We start from the raw sequence: 19,898 nt of genomic DNA, 5'->3' as shown, positions 1-19,898 counted from the left end.
GCACTCTGGATCAATGCTATCCGCAACGGCGCCGACTTCGCCGACTTGAGCCCTGACGTCTCCATCACGCTACTCATGTTCGGCTGAACCGGCAGTCGCGCAACGAAGCCGCTGCGGTGTTGCTGTGAATGCACCATGGCTCATGTCAAACTCATCGATCACTAACGCTATGAGGTGACTTTAGCTTGGAATATTAAAGCCAGCGTTAAGGCGGCACCCGTCGGGAGGACAGGTGTCGATGTCTGAAGGCAGCCGACCAAACCTTCAAAGGGCGGACGGACAGGCGGTGCCCGATACCAAAGATTTCCCGCACTCTAGGTTCAGGTCTTTTCGATTAAATGTGAGCGCGACGAACAGCCCACGTCTTTCTGCATTGACGGAATCGCGATAGCGCTGGTTTAGAACTTCTGCTTTACCCGCTTTGGCATGAAGTAGGTTCGGATATTGACGAGTGCTTCGGCGACGTCAGCAGCATCCTGGCGGGTGGCTTTCCGTTTTGCCTCGCCGAGCTTGCGAATGGGTGCGACGATATCGCCAGTGACAGCATGACCCCGAAGGACGGGCTGCCAAAGCTTGGGCGCGTACCCTGTTCCCAGCAGAAAGCAGAGGTCCCAATCGAAGATATCAAAGGTCTGATCATCGATCCTGGTGAACCTGGGCCGGTGGTCTTTCGGTGTTTCGGAAAGGCTCGCCGAGATGCGGTTATACTCCGCAACGATCGTCTGCACGGCCTGATGTTCGGTTGTTTCCATCGGCACATTCAGGACATCCGGACCGGTCAGTTCCGGGATCCATTTGCGTGGGTCGATGAACTTCGGGCCGATGATGAGCGCCGTAAGATAACCATCGAGACCGCTCATTGACCAGATTGGCGATGCCGGACACGTCCCCTGATGAAGGCTTCGAACGCCTCGTCATCGAGCTTCGGTCGTGCCGTCGTCTCCTGACCGTTCTGTGTCATGCCGCTCGTCGCTCCTGGTGTGTCATCGCTTCACGCTCAGCCTTCCAGGCCCAAGGCAGGAGACTTTCCATTTCGTTGGCTTTCACTTTGCAAGAGATGATGCGCTCCAGCACATCGGCAAGCTCTTAGCCGACAGGCGCATGCTTGCATGCGCCGAAAGGCCAGACCTCGGGGTCCACGCCGTTAAGCTAGCCGTGTTGACGAGCGATGCCATGACAGCGAAGGACTTTCGACCCCGCTCGCTGCCCACGAATAACGAGTTCTTTCTCGTCAGAGCCACAGATTTCATTGAACGTTCGACGACATTGGAGTCCACCTCAACCCTGCCATCTCGAGGAAGGCTGTCAGCCCGCCCCAGTGGTTGAGTGTGTAGGAGATCGCCTTGCCAAGCGCCGATTTCGACGACACCTCGTCCCTCAGCTCGGTAAGCTTGGCCTTCAGTTCCCTCATGATGGGAACTGCCTCGCGACGCCTGACTATAAGCCTGGTATCGGCATTTCCCCCGCGCAAGTCCGCTTCGATGCGATAGATTTCGGCAATCCTGGCAAGGATCGACAAGGCCTCCGAAGAGGCGGTCAGTTTGACGACATCAACGAACTTTCGCCGGGCGTGAGCAAGGCAGAAGGCTAGCCGCATGGGGGCGACATTGCTCTTGCCCGACGTTTGACGACGGTTTTATAAGCTTGGTATCCATCAACTTGCAGCACGCCGGCAAATGACGATAGTTGCCCCTCGATCTCGGGGGCGCTGCGGCTTTCGGCGAAGATGTACGCGACTGCCGGCGGTGCCGGACCATTCCAGGGGCCGTCGTCGACCGCTTGTGCCCATAACTGGCAGATCTTGGTTCGTTTCCGCCCCGGATCGAGGCGCGGAAGTGGCGTCTCGTTACAGAACACCCTCGGCTGCGTGCGGATGAAGGCGGTGAGCGCATTGTAGAGAAGCTCAAGCCACCAAGCGACCCGCGTGACCCAGGCGCCGAGCGTGCCGCGATCGATGATCACGCCGCAGGAGGCAAGCATCTGGGCTTGACGATGAAGCGGCAGATGCCAGGCAAACTTCGAAACCGCGATATGAGCTGCAAAGGCCGTGGTCACCATGCCGCCATCCATCACCCGTGCTGGTGCGGGCGCTTGTACAATGGCATTCTCGCATGCCCGGCAGGCATAGCGTGGCCGGATCGTCCGCTTCACCCGGACAACCGCAGGCACGATGTCGAGCGCCTCGCTGACGTCCGTGCCGATACGTTGCAACGGCCGCGTTGGGTCCGGGTCTCACGGGCTGCGTCACTCAAGCCAACGGCTTGAAAACGTCCATCGATCCTAGTCATGCCTTGAGCGGTGAGAGGACCAAGATGAGCCAGTCCTATAATCTCAATCCCGACTGCTCTCTATTGACGGTGCCAAACGAAAAAATCACCCAACCTCCGCTTCACGGATCAGTCCAAGTTGTGAAAGGGACGGTATTTTCACATTACAAAAGTCCGCCACTATCCAAATGCAATAGCCGACCGGTAGTGGGCGTAGTCGAATATTATACTTCCAAACCTGGATACGCTGGGACGGACAGTTATAGAGCGAGAATATCCTACGGGAACGGTCGCATCGACGACGTCACGATCAACATCAATGTCATTGCCGATTGATCATGAATCTGGAGGGTTATGTGAAAGACTTGTTTTACCGACACAAAGGGCCTCCCGATGACGCGCTTGCGACTTTTGTCCGTCGCGGTAGCTTCACTGTCGTTGACTGCCGGCTGCGCTGAAGCTGACGCGAAGACTGATCACTATAAGCCGGGCTCGCCTGCGTGGTATGAGGCCAGTCATCGTGTTTTCCTTGGGGGCGAAAGATAAGCCCGGTGCGGGTGGGGGGCCGTAAGCAACAACCACTCGGAGCTAGGTTGAGGAACGGTGTCATGATTCACCACGCTCGCGTTGCACGATTGGGCGTCACTGGACGGCGACTAATAGTCTTGCTTGGCCTTTGAGGTTGCGGATTCAGCGATTTGCAAACCGCATGGATGGAAGCTCGCCTGTTGACCAAAGACAGAAACAAGAGTGCCTCTGTTCCTCGCACCATGGGTTCGCCCCATGTGTGCAACGCCTGGGCGTAACAGGCGTGGCGATTTCCGTACCACCCACGGGGATCTGTGATACTGTCCGATCACGTACAGACATGCTGCAGTTCGACCCAGCACCGTATCAGCCGGGAAAGGCTTTCGCTCCGCGAGCCTCCGGTCCCCCAAGGGACACTGTCCATGACAATCGCCGCATCTCCTCCGCCGAATGGCGTGATGAGCCTTGGCCTGGCAATCGTCGCCTCGTCCAGCGCCCCCCTGTTACTGCTAGATAGCACCTTGATGGTGATCGCCGGCAGTGCCTCGTTCTGCCGCGAATTCCAGATTGATCCGGCATTGGTTGCAAACCGACCCTTGGCCGCGCTCGGCCATGGCGAATGGAACGTCCGACAACTGTCGTCGTTGCTCGAAGCTACGGCGTCTGGAAGTGCCGCCGTCCACGCCTACGAAATGGACCTGAACCGCGAAGGCCAAGGCTCGCGGCATTTGGTACTGAACGCCCAGAAACTTGACTACGACGACGTCGACGGCGTCCGAGTGTTGCTTTCGATTGCCGACGTCACCGATGCACGCCTCGCCGAAAGGCTCAAAAACGACCTGCTGCGCGAAAAGGAAATCCTGCTTCAGGAAGTCCAGCATCGCGTCGCCAACAGCCTGCAGATCATTGCAAGCATCCTGTTGCAGAGTGCTCGAAAGGTCCAGTCGGAAGAGAGCCGCTCGCATCTGCAGCTTGCGCATGGCCGTGTGATGTCGATCGCTTCGGTTCAGCAGCAGCTTGCCGCCAGTGGCCAGGGTGATGTGCAACTGCGTCCCTATTTTATGCAGCTCTGCAAAAGCCTCGGTGCCTCGATGATCCTCGATCCGGAGGAAATCTCCATCGACGTCAACGTCGACGATAGCATCGCCAAGGCCAATGTCTCGGTCAGCCTCGGTCTGATCGTGACCGAGCTGGTCATCAACGCGCTGAAGCACGCCTTCCCCGCCCATCGAAGTGGCAAGATCGTCGTCGATTACCATTCCGAGAAGGCTGGCTGGTCGTTGTCCGTCAGCGATGACGGGGTCGGCATTTCTTGTGATCCGGCGCGCTCGAAGCCGGGCCTTGGCACCGGAATCATTGATGCAATGGCAAAGCAGCTCGATGCAAAGTTCGCTCATACCAATTCGAACCCTGGAACGAGTGCGTCGGTGACGCATGCATGAAATCGATCGATGTGCCTTATCAAACCGAACGAATGGATCGAAACGCTGTCTGGCGTGTTACCCCTTGGCGGTCACCCAACCCAACCTAATAGCCGTTTGAAAACCGGATCGGTGTCCAACAAGAGAGTATGAAAATGGATCATCGTATCGCCGTTCTCGTTGTCGAGGACGAAGCGCTCATACGAATGGCGATTGTTGACGAATTGGAAGATGCGGGCTTTGAAGTTTTCGAGGCTGAACATGCCGATGCCGCCATCGCAATTCTCGTTGCCAACCTGAACATCAGGCTGATGTTCACCGATATCGATATGCCCGGCGGTATGGACGGATTGAAACTCGCAGCCGCCGTTCGAGGCCGCTGGCCGCCGATCAAGATCATTGTCACCTCCGGCCACCAGACAATCAACACGAGCACTCTGCCGGTCGAAGGCCTGTTCCTGCGCAAGCCCTACAACACCCGGCAAGTTGTTCAATTCATCGATGAAATGGTTGCGACTTGAAGGCTCCGTCCTTCACGTGATCATCGAAACAGGCAGGAGACAACAACAAGGGTAATGGGAGATACGAAATGTATAACGCAAAACGTGATGGAGATGGATGCGGAGGATCCAGTGCCATTCCTTCAATCGGCGCCATCGAAGGTCGCATCACAGTTCTTGAGGTTGTCGCAATGACATCACTCGGACTTTTGCTCAAGGTTGGAGACAAGCATGCCGCCCAGCAGGTGCTTTCGATCATCCGGAAGGCGATGCGGGCAAAATGCAACGACATGCATCTGGGTGCGTCGGATGCCGATTCTGCGATCGCCTACGCGCAGGAACTGGTCGATGCGACTTTCGAGAACGTTCAGTTTGCGACTCTCAAATCGTTGGCGGACGATCTTTTGATCGCCTGACGTCATCGTGGGAATGCCGCGAGAACAACAATTCAACGTGCGGTCCGTCTGCGGCAGCGTCTATCTGCCGCCATAAAAGGACCGATGCAATCTATATAAACTCCTATCGTCTTGGGCTCTCGTTATTGAAAATGAAGTTGCCACACTTGCGGGGCAACTGGACAGCGTTGCCCGCGACAAAGAGCCCCTGCTTGACGTTTGCCAAGCCTATGCGGAGGCTACCAGCCGCCGTGATCAGTTACGTCATGGAATCGACCCGATTGTTCTAGCCGAATACGATCTCCTCTGTTCACAGCTGGAAGCCAAGGTCGAGGGGGTCATCGCCATTGCAAAATCGTGGACGATCTTCGGCAAGAAAGCTTGATATCCTGGCCTGCCCTGCTGAAGCAGGGAATGGCGCAACTCACTTCCACAAGGAAATATTCTGTGATGTCGAATGAGAGCCTGCTTGTTTTTCTCGTTGTTGGTGCCCTTGCCGGATGGCTGGCTGGCCAAGTGGTGCGCGGTGGGGGTTTTGGCTTGATCGGAGATATCGTCGTTGGCATCATCGGCGCGTTCATCGCTGGGTGGCTTTTTCCCCGTCTCGGCTTCAGCCTGGGTACTGGCATTGTCAGGGCGATTGTCAACGCGACGATTGGCTCGATCCTTCTTCTTTTGCTCCTCAGGCGAGTACGCCGGGCCTAGGCGAATGGCTTCCGTTTGCGAGGCGTCCATGACGGCGTTCAATGGACGTATCCCGGCGAAGGGATTTCGTCCATCTTGTCGCCCAGCGACTCTTCGATCTATTGAACCCCTTGTGGGGACTAGCCGACGGTGACACGGAGTTCAGGTTGCCAACGGGTAGGGGAGGAATTTTCCCATGGGTCCTTGGGTCCTTGGGTCCGCGAGAACCACGGATTCACAAGACCTTCCGGAGTCAGGGAAGTCTCGTGATATTGACCCGAGACCTCCATATCGATGCCCTAAAGGTAGAGCTCAAGCGTGACGGCCGGTCGATCTACAATACACAGCTCCTGTTCGATGCCGATGGCACACTTATTCAACGCCGACGCAAGATTACCCCGACCTATCACGAACGGGGGATTTGGGGGCAGGGGGACGGATCCGGCCTGCGTGCCGTCGACAGTGCCGTCGGGCGGATTGGTCAACTCGCTTGCTGGGAGCACTAGCTGCCGCTCGCAGTTAGCTCTCATTGCCGATGGCATCCACTCGGCCATGTATCCAGGTTCCTTCGCGGGACCGCTGTTTGCAGAACAGATGGAAGTCAGCATTCGCCAGCATGCACTGGAATCGGCATGTTTCGTCGTCAATGCCACGGCATGGCTCGATCCTGATCAGCTAGCCCAGATTGTCAAGGATACCGGTTGCGCCATTGGGCCGATCTCCGGTGTGTTTCACCGGAAGGGCGGATCATCGGGGAGCCGCAAAAGGCAGGTGAAGGCGAGGTCATTGCCGATCTCGACTTCGCCCTGATCGATATCCGCAAACGTGTCATGGATGCGAGTGGCCACTACAGCGCCCCCAACTGCTGAGCTTGGTGATCGATCGTACACCGACTGCGCATCTCCACGAGCGCGCCGCACATCAGCAGGTCGGTGCCGCAACTGCTCCAGAGCGCAAACGTGCCACGCAGGCCTGAACCCCACCAGAGGCAACAACCCGCTGCAGGCGGCTGTGATGAAACACCATTGAAGCTGCCCGGCCCTGAGCCGGGCGGCTGGAGGTGGCCATTACATGAAATGGGCCGATCCCAACTCGACATGGATCATGGCCTATTAGAGTTGATGGATTATGGCTCTATTCAGCTAGCCCATCATAACCCAGGGTTGGCTGGCGCGCGGCTGGGGAATGAAACGTCGGTGACACCTTTGTCGATCGCGGAACCGACGCGATCGACAACAGGGATTACCAAAAATGACCGGACAGCGCGGGGCTCAAAGCACTCTTCTGATGTTTGCCGTGCTTACGGTTGCGCTCAATCTCCGACCGGCGATCGCCACGATCGGCCCTCTTACGAATTCCATCATTGAATCAACCGGGATGGGTTCGACCGGAGTTGGCCTCCTGACGACGGTACCAGTCTTCCTGATGGGCGTGGGCGCAATGTCAATTCGAACGCTCCGAAGGGTCCTGGGCGAAAAGGTCGGCATCGGTTGTGGGACAATCCTGCTAGCTGCTTCCTGTGCTGGCCGAGTTTGGCTCGACAGCAAACTGGGTCTGATCACAACTGCTGCGGGTGCGGGCCTCGGTATATCGATCGTGCAGGCGTTGGCTCCGGGCTTCATCAAGCGAAACTTTGCTAAGAATACTGGTCGCGCGATCGGCTTGTTCTCGACAGGGATCGTGTCCGGCGCGGCCCTTTCGGCGGCGAGTGCAGCGGGCCTTGCGGATTGGCTCGGTTGGCACTTCGCCTTGGCGTTCTGGGCACTCCCGGCCCTGATTGCATTGGCAATCTGGCCTGTTGCCTGTCGTCCCGCTGACGCCGAGGAACGAATTCAGGGTGTTACCTCTGTATCGGTGAAAGCACCGGAGTTTTGGCGGAACCCGCGTAGCTGGTCCCTTCTTGTCTTCTTCGGCATTGGCACTGGCGCTTTCATGCTGGTCATGGCCTGGCTGCCTCCCTTCTATGTCGAGCGCGGATTCACTCCTCAAACGGCGGGCTATCTGTTGGCAGGATTGACCTTTGTCGAGGCATTGACGGCTCTGGGACTGGCAGCGTTCATACATCACTTCCCCGATCGCCGTGGGCCACTGGTCACTTGCCTTATTCTTGTCCTGGGAGGGTTGGCCTGCCTTCTCGTGCAACCCATTGCGCTCGCAGCCCCCGCCATCCTGCTACTGGGTGCGGGCATCGGTATTCTGTTTCCGCTCTCCATCATCGTCGCCATCGATCACGTTAAAGATCCAACGATCGCCGGGGACTTCACCGCCTTTGTGCAGGGCGGCGGATATATCATCGCCAGCCTGGTTCCGTTCATTGCCGGAGCGCTCCGGGATGTATTCGCCGATCTCTCGCAGGCATGGATTCTGATGGCGATCGGTGTTCTCGGGCTCATCCTGCTGGCTTTGCGCTATTCACCGGATAGTTATCTCAGGTTCAGGAGAGGCCTGACCTTGTAATCAATATGACGGCGTAGTCAGGCTAGCGGCGGAATGTCGAGAAGTATGCCTCCAGCTCCCGATCGGTCTTGGCTCTCGTCTCGAGAACAATGTCCCGCGTCGAGCCAGTCCCCTGCACAGAGAAGAAGGTCAGGTCATTCAACCCGATCATCTCCAAAATAACGCGGAGATAAGGAGTCAAAAAATCAGGTTGGTTCGCGCGCTCACCCGAAAATCGGCCGCCCGACGCTATGGCAACGAAGACAGGACGGCCGCCGAGCGTTCCGACTTTGCCAGCGGGCGTAATGTTGAACGTCCGGCGGACGCGGACAATATGGTCGATCCAGGCCTTCAGCGCGGACGGTATGCTGAGGTTGTGCATCGGCGTGCTGATGATCACAACATCCGCGGCTTCAATCTCACCGATAAATTCCTCGGAGCGCGCCATCGAACCGTCGACAGAAACATCGGTCGGGCCTCCTTGAGAAACGGCGTAGCTGCCATCGACATGTGGGAGACTACCATTGCCAAGATCGCGTTCAACAATCTGAGCTCCTGGCTCTTTTTCCAGCAACAGTTCGACAATCTTCTGCGACAGACGGTGGCTCTCGGAAGCTTGCCCGCGCGGGCTGAAACTGACGCGTAAAATATTCTTCATTTACCGATCCAATCGCTTGTGGGAGCTGTGCTCCGGATGTCTGATCAGCGATGGATACGAGTTTTATGCCCTGTCTCGAAGGACCATGAATTAACATTAAAGGTGAGCCATAATATCATGCATGAAAGGCAATGAACTCTGCCCCTTCCCGAGCGATAGTGAACTCGCGAGGATATGAAGCATTGGACCAGGCGATGTCAGAGCATACCAAAAAATTTGCGCCGTTGGACCCGACCGCAACAGAGCCGTTTTACCGCCAGATCTACGATCGGTTTCGCGGCGCCATTGCCAGCGGCTTGCTTAAACCCGGTGACCGCATTCCCTCGGCTCGTGCCCTGACGAAGGACCTCGGCCTGGCAAGAGGGACCATCGAGACGGCGTACTCCCTCCTGGCCGCAGAGGGATATATTCAGGCGCGTGGTCAGGCCGGAACAGTTGTTGCGCCGGGCCTCACCGCTGGACCCTCGATCATTCTCCCCGTACCGCGTTTGGACAACAATACTGAAGGGACCAGCTTTCGTCCCGATTCGATCCTTCCCTTTCAAATGGGCTTGCCGGCCCTCGATGCCTTCCCACGTAAGATCTGGGCGCGGCTCGCTGCGCGTGAGGTTCGCGCCATGCAGCCCTCAGACATGGTTCACCCGGCCGTCTTCGGGCTGCCCGCGCTCCGGGCTCAGATCGCGGCGTATCTTCAGGTCTCGCGTGGAATAATCTGCTCGCCGTCCCAAGTTTTCATGACATCCGGATACCGACAGTCGATCGAGCTGGTTGGGCATGCGCTTTTGAAGGCGGGGGACCGCGTTTGGCTTGAAGATCCAGGATATCCGCCGACGAGAGAGATGCTGGGCCTCATGCAGATGGAGGCGGTGTCGGTGCGGGTGGATCAGGATGGGCTTCGCGTAACCGACGGTCTCAATTTTGCGCCAGAGGCGCGTGCCGCGGTTGTCACGCCGGCGCACCAGAGCCCGCTTTGCGTCTCCCTGTCCTTGCCACGGCGCTTGGCACTGCTCGATTGGGCGCAGCAAACGGAAGCATGGATCATCGAGGACGATTACGACGGCGAATATCGCTATGTCAGTCGGCCGCTGCCGGCGCTGAAAAGCCTGGATCGCAATGGACGAGTGCTCTATGCGGGGACGTTCAGCAAAGTCCTGTTTCCTAGTATTCGGCTTGCCTACCTGGTCGTCCCGGAAGACCAGGTTGAGAGGTTCGAAACGGCAAGCCAGGTGTTCGGCGGGGGCAGTCCGGCACTCACCCAAGCAATCGTCACCGCGTTCATTACGGAAGGGCATTTTGCGCGCCATATTCAGCGAATGCGAAAACTCTATGGGGAGCGGCGCGCACTCACTGTTGCTGGGCTGGAACGGGTTTTGGGCAAGCGCATGCACATCGATGCACAGCCAGGCGGTATGCATCTGATCCTTCGGCTCCATGACCAGCAATCGGATCGCAGCCTTGTCGCGCGCATGCGGGATGATCGCATGTACGCAGAAGCCCTGAGTGAATGGGTCGTGGACAACGACGAGACAGCCTCGGCTCTCCTTCTCAATTTCACGAACATTGACTCGCAACGCAACGCTGAAATCCTCGCGAGTCGCATCTTGCAGCTCACGTGACGCCTGACCTGATCTCAATCGCGCCAATCGCCTATTGGATTGGATTCATGGACCACTACAGATGCTATATCATGGACCTTCCATGGTAGGCCAAGAACGTTAGGTTGAAGTCCTCAACAAGAGGAAACCTCATGACCAAACGTATTGACTACACGAAGGCTTCACCCGACGGTTACAAGGCCTTCGGCGCCGTTTACGCCACTCTGCTCAAAGGCAGCCTGCCGAAAGAGTTAATTGATCTCGCTTACCTCAGGGTCTCCCAGATCAATGGCTGCGCATTCTGCATCGACATGCACTCGCGCGATTTGCTCAAGTCAGGTCTGAACGTCGAAAAGCTGGTCCTCGTCGCCGTCTGGCACGATGCAGGCAACGTTTTTACTCCCCGGGAACGTGCGGCGCTCGCCTGGGCAGAGACCGTCACACGGGTCTCCGAGACCGGTGTTCCGGATGTCGCTTACGAAGCTGCGGCCGCGGAATTCAACGATGCTGAGCTTGCTGACCTGACGTATGCGATCGGTCTGATGAATGCCTTCAACCGCTTCGGCGTCAGCTTCCGCTCGACCCCCGCTGCGGCTGCCAAGGCTTGATCCATAACTGTGCGGGCTCTTCACCCAAAGGGTGATTGCCCGCGCTTCTCACGGTAGCGGGCGATATCTGCCGCCAAGGCATGGGTCTGCGCCTTCAACAAGAATGGATTCCACAAATGGCATGGGTACTTCTTTGCATCGCAGGTATTCTTGAGATCGGCTTCGCCTTTGCCATGAAGTCGTCTTTGGGCTTCACGCGATTTGTGCCCAGTGTCCTGACAATCGCCACTGGACTAGCGAGCGTAGCTCTTCTCTCGCACTCTCTGCGGACACTCCCGGTGGGAACGGGTTACGCGGTCTGGACCGGAATTGGCGCCGCAGGAACCGCAATTCTCGGCATCGTGCTTTTGGGCGATTCCGCGGCCCCGGTCAGGATGCTTTGCATTGCTCTCATCCTGTCGGGCATCATCGGCCTCAAACTTGCCTCTTAACAAGGGTGCAACTTGATCGGCAGCAGGCCACGCGGAGGACTGCTACGGGCGCGTTGCTGTTGCTGGCGACATCGATCGCGAATAGCGACCAGTAGCCGTTGTGAAAGTTCAGTTGGCTCCTTCAATGATGACCTTGTTCCAATCATAAAGTATCCGGTCTCAGTAATGTGACTTTGAAGAGGGACATCAGGATCGCGAGGCCGCAACCCAGCAATCCGGCTTTGCCACAGCCGGATAATGTTCGCACGAACCTACATGCGCGAGAGCCAGGAGATGGTGTTCGATGGGCACGACAAGGCCTTCGACTTTTTCCGAGGCACTTGCACACGCGGAATCTACGACAATCTATGGACGCCTCCCGGGCAAGGTAAACATTTTATGGCTCTTGGCGTTAGATGCGTGAACCTATCCGGCCTATCGCTGGAGCGATCACGCTCCTGGCCTTGATGGAAATCCGCAACTTCTGTCCTCATAACATGATCGACCTTTATGGGACCTGTCGTAGATCAGGACCCGAAGCTGCGGTCCGTGCCGTTACGCCATCAGTCTTACTCGCATTCATCATTGCCGGCTCGCAACGATCAGTATTCTTATTGTGCGGCATAGCGCCTGTCGCGTCAGTAATGCCCATGCGATCCGCGCTGTCTTGTTGGCAAGCGCAACGATCGCTTTATTAAATCCGCGGCGAGCGACGAGGTCTTTTGGCCATTGAGATCGGCGATCGTCGTGCTTGGCAAGTCGGCTGATGACTGCACGCGCACCATGGATCATCTGGCGACGAAGATAATGGTTCGCTCGGCGGCCAATTCTACCGAGACGTGGCTTGCCGCCAATCGTGTATTGTCGCGGGACCAGGCCTATCCAAGCTGCCAGTTCCCGCCCTGATTTGAGGTGACGTCCGTCCTCTACGCTAGCCACAAGTGCTGTTGCGATAATCGGACCGGCGCCTGGCAATTTGGACAGGCGGCGGCAAACTTCGTGCTCGCGACAGATCGCGACAGATCGCGCCAATCTTCGCATCGAGTTTAGCGACCCGGCCGTTCATATCGGTGAGCTGGTCGAGACGTTCCATCAATAGCTCGCGCCCGACATCGGAAAGAGCCCCATTCTGGACGCCGCGAGCCTGGGTGGCAAAGCTCTTCCAAGCGTTCTACACCACCAAGGCGCGCGGCATGGGCATTGGTCTGTCGATTTGCCACTCTATCATCGAGAGCCACGGTGGCCATCTATTGGCGAATGCCCGGTGCGACGTTTGCCTTCGATCTGCCGAACGCAATGGATCGTGGCTAAGGAGGCTGGCAGTCACCCGCTCCCCGCAAGGGTGTCTGCCGCGGGGCGACTACACACACAGAGGGCTCACCTTTCCTACCTTTATCGGCACTCGCATAAAGGAGAACCCATGCGCACGATTAGCCACTTCATTAACGGCCAGCACAGTTCGCGCCCTGGCGCGGTCACCAGTCCGGTCTACGATCCGAACACCGGGCGAGTGCAAGCTCAGCTCGAGCTCGGCGACGCCGCGATCATTGGGGAGGCAGTCGCAATCGCCAAGTCGGCGCAGCCTGCCTGGGCGGCGATTACCCCTCAGCAGCGAGCCCGGGTGATGTTCAAGTTCAAAGTATTGATCGAAGAGCACATGCAGGAACTCGCCCGCCTGATGTCTTCCGAGCACGGCAAATTGCTGGACGACTCCCTCGGCGAGCTTCAACGCGGCTTGGATGTGGTGGATTTTGTCTGCGGCGTCCCACATCTGCAGAAGGGCGAGTTCACTCGGGGCGCTGGTCCTGGCACCAATGTCTATTCGATCCACGAGCCTCTAGGCGTCGTTGCCGGCATCACGCCTTACAATTTCCCCGCCATGATCCCCCTGTGGATGCTGGCTCCGGCCATCGCCGTCGGCAACGCCTTCATCCTGAAACCGCCGAGCCGCACCCCTTCTGTTACCGTCAGGCTCGCGGAACTTGCCCTGGAAGCCGGCGTGCCGGCGGGGATCCTGAACGTCGTGCACGGTGGCAAGGAGGTCGGAGAAGCGATCACTGGCCATCCGGACATCAAGGCCGTGAGCTTCGTCGGCTCGACCGCCGTGGCCAAGTCTGTCTACGCGCGCGGCGCGGCCACCGGGCAGCGCATGCAGTGCATGGGCGGAGCCAAAAACCACGGCGTCGTCTTGCCCGACGCTGATCTTGACCAGGTCGTCGCGGATGTCCTCGCCGGGGCCTTTGGCTCGGCCGGCCAACGATGCATGGCGATGCCGGTGATCGTGCCGGTTGGTCAAAAGACGGCGGAAGCACTTCGCGAGCGGCTGCTGCGGGAGATTCCCAAGCTGAAGATCGGCGGCGCCTCTGATCCTGGGGCCCAAATGGGTCCGGTCGTCACCGCCGAACACAAGAGCAAGATCGAAAGCTACATCCAAATGGCCGTCGACGAGGGAGCTGATGTGGTCATCGATGGTCGAGGCCGGAGCTTGCCAGGCCATGAAGAAGGGTTTTTTCTCTGGCCGACCCTGATCGATCATGCGACCTCCTCCATGAAGAGCTACCAGGAAGAGATTTTCGGCCCCGTTCTGCAGATCGTTCGGGCGGAGACCTTCGAGGAGGCTCTGAGCTACCCGAGCGATCATCACCAAGGCAACGCGGTTTCGATCTTCACGCGCAATGGCGATGCAGCCGAGCGCTTTGTTGGTAAAGTCGCGGTTGGGATGGTGGGGGTCAATGTTCCGATGCCGGTGCCGGTCAGCTACCACAGTTTTGGCGGCTGGAAGGATTCGGCTTTTGGCGACCTCAATCAATATGGTGAAGACAGCATCCGCTTCTTCACGCGGACGAAACTGGTCACACAGCGCTGGCCACGTGGAGGGCCAGGCGTCGACTAAGACTGATTGGCGAAAAACGAAATCGTTGGTGCGTCGGGCATCAACGATCATGCCGGGATACTATGTCCGCGCACGTTATTCGGTCGCTTTGTTATATCTCCGAGCTCGTTGACGTGGATATCGTGGGTCAGCGTGAAGCCGCAAACTAAGATCGATGAACCCGTGGAGGAGCATCAGGCCCAGGCGCATGCATTACGAAACAGAAGGTTTTCATTCTAATGTCTTCGGCAATCGATCTGTATTATTGGCCAACGCCAAACGGACGAAAAATCACGATCATGCTCGAGGAGCTGGGAACGCCCTACGAGGTCAAATATATCAACATCAAAAAGGGTGAACAATTCAATCCAGCCTTTTTATCCATCGCTCCAAATGGAAAGATCCCGGCGATCGTAGATCATGATGGGCCCGGCGCCGAACCAATTTCAATTTTCGAGTCCGGGGCGATCCTTCAATACCTCGGACGAAAATTCCAGCGCTTCTACGCCAGCAACGAACGCCAGCGCGCCACCGTGGATCAGTGGCTGTTTTGGCAAATGGCCAATCTCGGCCCGATGGCTGGTCAGGCAAATCACTTCCGGAATTATTCAGAACAGCGGATCGACTACGCCATTCAACGATATACTGACGAAGTCAGGCGGCTATATCGTGTCATGGATCAACGCCTTGCCCGTGAACAGTTTCTGGCCGTTGATTATTCCATCGCAGATATGGCGTCCTTTGGCTGGATTGGACAGCACGCAAATGCGGGATTGCAGCTTGATGAATTCTCAAACGTGCGACGCTGGTTCGAAGCTATTGACGCCAGGCCCGCGGTCCGCAGGGCGATTGAGGTCGGAAGGGAGGAACGAAAAAGGCAAAGGCGCTTGGCCAGGGAAGAACGCCGCATCACGGTGCCACTGGCGACGAGATAGCAAGACGCGGCCTGGCGATGACGACGTTTCTCCAGCGGTCATTTGCTTTTCCTCTTTGGCTGGTCGCGACACTTATTGAGATCTCTGCGGAAGCGCTCGTTTTCGACGCCAGTTGTTGGGCGTTTCCCCGATCAGGCGGACGAAAAGCCTGGTGAAGTGCGACTGGTCTGCGAACCCGCAACTCAATGCAAGTTCGCTGAGCGGCTCGTCGGTGGAAATCATCAAATCCTGGGAGCGCAATATCCGCTGTCGTATGATGTAGGCGTGAGGGGCGTCGCCGAACGAGGTCTTGAACGCCCGACGAAACTGGCTGCAGCTAAGGTTTGCAAGTTCGGCAAGCGTTGTCAGGGGTATGTTTCTATCGACGTTCTCGCGGATGTAGCGCGTCACAGTCCGGGCTTGCCATGGCGCGAGCCCCCCGACGTAAGGTGCGGAAGGATTCACCGCATAGGAGCGTCTTGCACTTTCCAGATGAATGACCTCAATCGCCAGGTCGACGCAGGTCTCGGCCGCCTTCTCCTCGAGATCCCAAACGGCGACGATCGCCTCTAGCAGGGATTTGACCAGCTCCGGCGCCACGTCGCGGCCTAGACTATGTGAACCGGATCGGCCGTGGATAGCGATGGGGGCGGGCAGGGATGTGTTTGTGGCCGAAAGCATGATCTGTCCTCCAGACGTCGGTCTCTTTCATCTGTCGGATCATAGGAGCGTGCCCGGCGGCAATGGAACTTATACAAAGGTACCGTCGCGACCATGGTCTAAGTCTCCTCGCCGACGGCATCGGGAGCTGAAGACTTCCATGGTTGCCTGAATTATCCAGTCGCTCGCATCAATACGAGGCTAACGATACGGGTTGGGTTTTGTCCTGCGCAACGGCGGCCCTGACCCGAAACCATCCGAACGTTCAAACTGCGCCGCTATGATTCAATTCACCGGATCTAGGACGCCATACGCTCCGTTGCTGCCGCTCTTTCTCCCGAAGCGGCTTCCAATGGAGACGACAATGCCAAACCAGGATTTCAGAGACGTGCCCGAATATAGGGCAGCCACCGGCTTTCCGATCGCGGTGATACTGCTTTCGATCTTCGGCATCTTCGGGCACCTCGTCGCTGGCGGTGTGCTAACGGAAAAATCCCATCTCCAGGCACGCGTCTACGTTCCTCTTGCAACAGCGACGATGCCAATCAAACATTGACAGCTATCGTGAACCCAAGCATCGCGCCGGCGCATTTTTGCCGCCGCGATGCTGCTACGCGATGCTGTCATTAGAGGGTTCAACGTGGATGCTTTGTCAGTGGGTGCAAGCACCAGCGAAGGTGCCATCAGCGACACCACGAGCAGGCCGACAATGGCCGCATAGAGCGCGATCCAAAGCCGTCGATTTAGGCCTGAACGTCCGCCCCCCGCTGAACAGTGCGAAACAGCTGAAGTCGACGACCATGGCGACACGCGGCCCAACCGCGCGGACCAGAATGACGGCCGCAATCGTCGCGAAGACGAGCAGGAGGATGGCATAGGGAGCGGAGAAGTTGCCGATCTGCTCCGGACGCAGGTGCGCGAAGTTCGGGGTCAGAAGCAGCTCTCGATGTCCTTGCCAACCAGCGAGACGCACTCAGTGCGAACGTCGACACATCACTCGCTTACGGTCGACAGCGGCAATCCCTTCCGGGTGAGCTGGGAACAAGCGCAACGCGTATATAAACGGACCGCATCGTGTCGTCGCTGGCGCGACTGTCCCTCGATCAGCATCTGCATCTCAGTGATCCGTTCTCTCTCCGGGCGCGGCCTCTTTCATGCCACCTCCTTGGAGTGTCGAGCAGCGCGTGACTGCAGTGAGGAAGGGCAACGCGGTACGACACCATTGTACAATAGACGTTGCACGCCACACATCGTTCTATCTGGTAAATTGGAACGCTTGAGCGTGTTCAAGTCGGTCGCTTCCGGGGAACGGTCATGGCACGTCTTCTTTCGGTCAATGTTGGATTGCCCCGCGACATCCTTTGGCAGGGTAAGACTGTCAGCACGGCCATCTGGAAGACCGCGGTCACCGGACCTCGGATGGCGCGGCGGCTCAATATCGATGGCGACGGCCAGGCGGATCTCGCAGGACATGGCGGCGAACGTCGCGCCGTTTTTGTCTACCAGATGGATTCCTACCTTTACTGGCAGAAGCAACTCCACCGGGAGGACTTTGTCTACGGCCAATTCGGAGAGAACTTCACGATCGACGGATTGCCCGACGCAGAAGTTTGCATCGGCGACCGATACCGGATCGGTAAAGCGCTGTTCGAGGTCACGCAGCCGCGCGTCACCTGCTACCGGCTCGGTGTCAGAATGAACGAGCCGGAAATGGCGGCACTCGTGGTCAGACACGGACGACCTGGTTTTTACTTCCGTGTCATTGAGGAAGGTGAAGTGCAGGCGGGGGACGAGGTCGTGAAAATTGCGTCCGGGGCGGAAGCGATGACCGTGTTCGAGATCAACGCGCTGCTCTACTGGCCTGGCCATCCTCGCGACAAGTTGGAACGAGCACTTCGCATCCCGGCGCTCAGCTCCGGCTGGCACACGTCCTTTGAGGCGTTGTTGAAGCAGGCGAATGAGGGTGGAGCCGCAACCGGAAATGCCGGGCTTGCCGGCTCGTCCGGTCCTCCCTTGGCATGGCGCGGTTTCAGGCCACTTCGCGTCATGAGCAAGGTGCGGGAGAGCGAGACCGTCGTGTCCCTATTGCTCGGACCGGAAGATGGACAACCGGTCCCCGCGCCAAGCGCCGGACAGTTCATGGTGTTACGGCTCGGTTCGACTTCAGCACCGGCATTGATGCGGAGCTACTCACTATCGGGTGCGCCCGGCGAGGGCGTCTACCGCGTCAGCGTCAAGCGGGAGCCGCACGGTGCCGCCAGCAGCTATATCGACGAGGCACTCAAGATCGGCGACATTGTCGAGGCGGGGGCGCCACGCGGGACCTTTACGCTTCGGCCGGGAAGTGCCCCCGTCGTCCTACTGAGCGCAGGGATAGGTGTGACGCCGGTCCTCGCCATGCTTCATGCGCTTGTAGTCGAAGCATCTAAAAGGGAAGTCTGGTGGCTATATGGCACCCGGAACGGTCGCGAGCATCCCTTCGCCAAAGAAGTGCGTGACCTGCTGGACAAGCTTGCTCACGCCCACAGCCACATCCGCTACAGCGCGCCCGATCCCGACGACCGACCGGGGGTCGAATTCGATGCCAGCGGTCATCTTGACCTGCAAGCAGTCAAATGGCTGGACCTGCCGAGCAATGCGGATTTCTATATCTGCGGACCGCCCCACTTCATGACCGATCTGACGGAAGGTCTGGTGGCGTCAGCCATTTCGTCGGATCATATCCACACCGAGACCTTCGGTTCCGGCTCCTCGATCACGCCTGGTATCGCAAGCGCGCCGCGCCGTGCGCCGCATCTGCCAGACGGGCCATCCCGCTCGGGCGCGTTGATATCGTTTGCCCGAACCGGCCTGAACGTGCGCTGGGAGCCGGCCTTCGGCAATCTTCTCGAGTTGGCCGAGGCTTGCGATGTTCCCGCACGGTGGTCTTGCCGAACCGGTGTTTGCCATACCTGCGAGACCGGGCTTGTGGCGGGAGGCGTTGTCTACGACCCGGACCCGGTCGACGCACCGGCCGATGGCAATGTGCTGATCTGTTGCTCGCAGCCAAAGGGCGACATCGTGCTTGATCTTTAACGACTAAGGTGAGGACTTCATATGCGTTCCGACATCGTTCCGGGAGCGAGATTTCCCGATTTTGAACTGAGCGACCATACTGCCAAGCACAGGAACCTTTCCGAGTTGCAGGGGGATGACCCGATGGTGCTGGTGCTTGGCCGAGGCGGCTTCTGTCCCAAGGATCGTCGGCAAGCCGAAGGACTGGTGCAGCTCCACCGCGAGATGGAGGTCGGTTATTGCCGACTAGTGACGATCACCACCGACAACATCATGCAGACGAACGAATATCGCAGCGGCGTCGGTGCGCACTGGACGTTCCTCTCAGACCCGCGCCGCGTTATTCAGAAGGATCTCGATATAGCCGAGTATACCGATCCTTTGCACAATCCGATGATCCCGCATGTGATCGTGCTCGAACCCGGCTTAGTCATTTACAAGATCTATGACGGGTACTGGTTCTTCGGCCGACCCACCACAGAAGACCTGCGCCAGGATATGCGCGCAGTCGGCGTCAAATGCCGGCCCGACTGGGATATAACCAGACCCGAACTCAAGGCCGCTTGGGAAAATGGCCGCAGGGAGTTGTTTTACCCATACGGCAAATCCTACCTCGAAACCTTCCACGAGCAGGAATGACCGGGATGGACCGCTACCGCGCCGAGGAGCTTCCCCTCTATCCCGAGGATATCGCGCTTTGCCAACGAGTTTTCGACGCCGTGAGACGAGAGTGCGGCTTCGAGCGCGAACCGGAGACGTGCGAAATTCTCGCTCGACACGTGATCGACCACTACAGGCGAGGCGTGAAGGACGAAGTGCAGCTGGGGCGTCTGGCAAAGTCGATGATGAATCATCGCCGGTCCGACCGGCAAGAGACGAACCCGAAGGCATGAGTA

Annotated in this window: 16 protein-coding genes and 5 pseudogenes; 16 read left to right on the top strand and 5 right to left on the bottom strand. The window is 58.0% G+C overall.

Annotated features, from left to right (window positions below; all coding sequences use genetic code 11):
• Positions 1–398: 398 nt before the first annotated feature.
• Together CPY51_RS28560 and tnpC are read right to left on the bottom strand one after the other, a co-directional pair.
• A pseudogene (locus CPY51_RS28560) lies at positions 399–961 on the bottom strand (UPF0149 family protein).
• Positions 958–2,211, bottom strand: a pseudogene (gene tnpC, locus CPY51_RS28555) (IS66 family transposase); the annotation flags it as partial. The pseudogenes CPY51_RS28560 and tnpC, both read right to left, overlap by 4 nt.
• Before the next feature lie 1,012 nt (positions 2,212–3,223).
• Between tnpC and CPY51_RS28545 the strand changes: the two are divergent.
• From CPY51_RS28545 to CPY51_RS28520, 6 genes and pseudogenes are all read left to right on the top strand, one after another.
• Complete coding sequence (locus CPY51_RS28545; RefSeq protein ID WP_420820756.1) at positions 3,224–4,237, top strand: sensor histidine kinase; 1,014 nt, start codon at positions 3,224–3,226, stop codon at positions 4,235–4,237.
• Between the two features lie 134 nt (positions 4,238–4,371).
• A complete protein-coding gene (locus tag CPY51_RS28540; RefSeq protein ID WP_111163598.1) occupies positions 4,372–4,737 on the top strand; it encodes a response regulator in 366 nt (121 codons plus the stop codon).
• A gap of 68 nt (positions 4,738–4,805) precedes the next feature.
• Positions 4,806–5,132, top strand: a complete 327-nt coding sequence (locus CPY51_RS28535) for a hypothetical protein (RefSeq protein WP_111163593.1) — start codon at positions 4,806–4,808, stop codon at positions 5,130–5,132.
• Positions 5,133–5,561: 429 nt separating this feature from the next.
• Entirely contained in the window at positions 5,562–5,816 is a 255-nt protein-coding gene (locus tag CPY51_RS28530) for a GlsB/YeaQ/YmgE family stress response membrane protein (protein WP_111163592.1), read from the top strand.
• 293 nt (positions 5,817–6,109) lie between these two features.
• Positions 6,110–6,771: pseudogene (locus tag CPY51_RS28525) on the top strand (nitrilase-related carbon-nitrogen hydrolase); the annotation flags it as partial.
• Between the two features lie 275 nt (positions 6,772–7,046).
• Entirely contained in the window at positions 7,047–8,252 is a 1,206-nt protein-coding gene (locus tag CPY51_RS28520) for an MFS transporter (RefSeq protein WP_206607265.1), read from the top strand.
• A gap of 22 nt (positions 8,253–8,274) precedes the next feature.
• Here CPY51_RS28520 and CPY51_RS28515 read toward each other — a convergent pair whose 3' ends face one another.
• Positions 8,275–8,889 carry an FMN-dependent NADH-azoreductase gene (locus tag CPY51_RS28515; RefSeq protein WP_111163591.1) on the bottom strand — a complete coding sequence of 205 codons (615 nt, stop codon included), beginning with the start codon at positions 8,887–8,889 and terminating at the stop codon, positions 8,275–8,277.
• 194 nt (positions 8,890–9,083) lie between these two features.
• Between CPY51_RS28515 and pdxR the strand changes: the two genes are divergently transcribed.
• The 4 genes and pseudogenes from pdxR to CPY51_RS28495 all read left to right on the top strand — a co-directional run.
• Entirely contained in the window at positions 9,084–10,505 is a 1,422-nt protein-coding gene (gene pdxR, locus CPY51_RS28510) for a MocR-like pyridoxine biosynthesis transcription factor PdxR (RefSeq protein WP_111163596.1), read from the top strand.
• 131 nt (positions 10,506–10,636) lie between these two features.
• Complete coding sequence (locus CPY51_RS28505) at positions 10,637–11,092, top strand: carboxymuconolactone decarboxylase family protein (RefSeq protein ID WP_111163590.1); 456 nt, start codon at positions 10,637–10,639, stop codon at positions 11,090–11,092.
• 116 nt (positions 11,093–11,208) lie between these two features.
• Entirely contained in the window at positions 11,209–11,523 is a 315-nt protein-coding gene (locus tag CPY51_RS28500) for a DMT family transporter (protein WP_111163595.1), read from the top strand.
• Between the two features lie 213 nt (positions 11,524–11,736).
• Positions 11,737–11,877 (top strand): annotated as a pseudogene (locus CPY51_RS28495) (IS21 family transposase); the annotation flags it as partial.
• A 236-nt stretch (positions 11,878–12,113) separates the two neighbouring features.
• On the opposite strand, the pseudogene CPY51_RS28490 reads toward CPY51_RS28495, so the two are convergent.
• A pseudogene (locus CPY51_RS28490) lies at positions 12,114–12,637 on the bottom strand (transposase); the annotation flags it as partial.
• Positions 12,638–12,922: 285 nt separating this feature from the next.
• On the opposite strand from CPY51_RS28490, the gene CPY51_RS28485 reads away from it, so the two are divergent.
• Complete coding sequence (locus CPY51_RS28485; RefSeq protein ID WP_111163589.1) at positions 12,923–14,395, top strand: CoA-acylating methylmalonate-semialdehyde dehydrogenase; 1,473 nt, start codon at positions 12,923–12,925, stop codon at positions 14,393–14,395.
• A 218-nt stretch (positions 14,396–14,613) separates the two neighbouring features.
• Complete coding sequence (locus CPY51_RS28480) at positions 14,614–15,309, top strand: glutathione S-transferase N-terminal domain-containing protein (RefSeq protein ID WP_111163588.1); 696 nt, start codon at positions 14,614–14,616, stop codon at positions 15,307–15,309.
• A 72-nt stretch (positions 15,310–15,381) separates the two neighbouring features.
• Here CPY51_RS28480 and CPY51_RS28475 read toward each other — a convergent pair whose 3' ends face one another.
• On the bottom strand, positions 15,382–15,969 hold the full coding sequence (locus CPY51_RS28475; RefSeq protein ID WP_111163587.1) for a helix-turn-helix domain-containing protein: 588 nt from the start codon (positions 15,967–15,969) through the stop codon (positions 15,382–15,384).
• Positions 15,970–16,312: 343 nt separating this feature from the next.
• Between CPY51_RS28475 and CPY51_RS28470 the strand changes: the two genes are divergently transcribed.
• From CPY51_RS28470 to CPY51_RS28450, 4 genes are all read left to right on the top strand, one after another.
• Positions 16,313–16,504 carry a hypothetical protein gene (locus CPY51_RS28470; protein WP_111163586.1) on the top strand — a complete coding sequence of 64 codons (192 nt, stop codon included), beginning with the start codon at positions 16,313–16,315 and terminating at the stop codon, positions 16,502–16,504.
• A 758-nt stretch (positions 16,505–17,262) separates the two neighbouring features.
• Positions 17,263–19,023, top strand: coding sequence for an MOSC and FAD-binding oxidoreductase domain-containing protein (locus tag CPY51_RS28460; RefSeq protein WP_111163584.1), 1,761 nt, complete (start codon positions 17,263–17,265; stop codon positions 19,021–19,023).
• A gap of 21 nt (positions 19,024–19,044) precedes the next feature.
• The gene (locus CPY51_RS28455; protein ID WP_111163583.1) at positions 19,045–19,641 is read left to right on the top strand and encodes a redoxin domain-containing protein; all 597 of its coding nucleotides are present in this window, start codon (positions 19,045–19,047) and stop codon (positions 19,639–19,641) included.
• Positions 19,638–19,895, top strand: a complete 258-nt coding sequence (locus tag CPY51_RS28450; protein WP_111163582.1) for a hypothetical protein — start codon at positions 19,638–19,640, stop codon at positions 19,893–19,895. The genes CPY51_RS28455 and CPY51_RS28450 overlap by 4 nt, the downstream gene beginning before the upstream one ends.
• Positions 19,896–19,898: the final 3 nt, after the last annotated feature.

Source organism: Arminella tubonensis (genome assembly GCF_003240585.1).
GTDB lineage: Bacteria > Pseudomonadota > Alphaproteobacteria > Rhizobiales > Rhizobiaceae > Rhizobium > Rhizobium tubonense.
Note: the sequence above shows the minus strand (reverse complement) of the source record. Positions and strands in the feature narration are given on the sequence as shown.

Excerpts from the sequence above, each read along its gene's own strand:
- CPY51_RS28540 (WP_111163598.1), top strand. The coding sequence starts at position 4,372 with ATGGATCATCGTATCGCCGTTCTCGTTGTCGAGGACGAAGCGCTCATA.
- CPY51_RS28535 (WP_111163593.1), top strand. The coding sequence starts at position 4,806 with ATGTATAACGCAAAACGTGATGGAGATGGATGCGGAGGATCCAGTGCC.
- CPY51_RS28530 (WP_111163592.1), top strand. The coding sequence starts at position 5,562 with ATGTCGAATGAGAGCCTGCTTGTTTTTCTCGTTGTTGGTGCCCTTGCC.
- CPY51_RS28520 (WP_206607265.1), top strand. The coding sequence starts at position 7,047 with ATGACCGGACAGCGCGGGGCTCAAAGCACTCTTCTGATGTTTGCCGTG.
- CPY51_RS28515 (WP_111163591.1), bottom strand. The coding sequence starts at position 8,889 with ATGAAGAATATTTTACGCGTCAGTTTCAGCCCGCGCGGGCAAGCTTCC.
- pdxR (WP_111163596.1), top strand. The coding sequence starts at position 9,084 with ATGTCAGAGCATACCAAAAAATTTGCGCCGTTGGACCCGACCGCAACA.
- CPY51_RS28505 (WP_111163590.1), top strand. The coding sequence starts at position 10,637 with ATGACCAAACGTATTGACTACACGAAGGCTTCACCCGACGGTTACAAG.
- CPY51_RS28500 (WP_111163595.1), top strand. The coding sequence starts at position 11,209 with ATGGCATGGGTACTTCTTTGCATCGCAGGTATTCTTGAGATCGGCTTC.
- CPY51_RS28485 (WP_111163589.1), top strand. The coding sequence starts at position 12,923 with ATGCGCACGATTAGCCACTTCATTAACGGCCAGCACAGTTCGCGCCCT.
- CPY51_RS28480 (WP_111163588.1), top strand. The coding sequence starts at position 14,614 with ATGTCTTCGGCAATCGATCTGTATTATTGGCCAACGCCAAACGGACGA.
- CPY51_RS28475 (WP_111163587.1), bottom strand. The coding sequence starts at position 15,969 with ATGCTTTCGGCCACAAACACATCCCTGCCCGCCCCCATCGCTATCCAC.
- CPY51_RS28470 (WP_111163586.1), top strand. The coding sequence starts at position 16,313 with ATGCCAAACCAGGATTTCAGAGACGTGCCCGAATATAGGGCAGCCACC.
- CPY51_RS28460 (WP_111163584.1), top strand. The coding sequence starts at position 17,263 with ATGGCACGTCTTCTTTCGGTCAATGTTGGATTGCCCCGCGACATCCTT.
- CPY51_RS28455 (WP_111163583.1), top strand. The coding sequence starts at position 19,045 with ATGCGTTCCGACATCGTTCCGGGAGCGAGATTTCCCGATTTTGAACTG.
- CPY51_RS28450 (WP_111163582.1), top strand. The coding sequence starts at position 19,638 with ATGACCGGGATGGACCGCTACCGCGCCGAGGAGCTTCCCCTCTATCCC.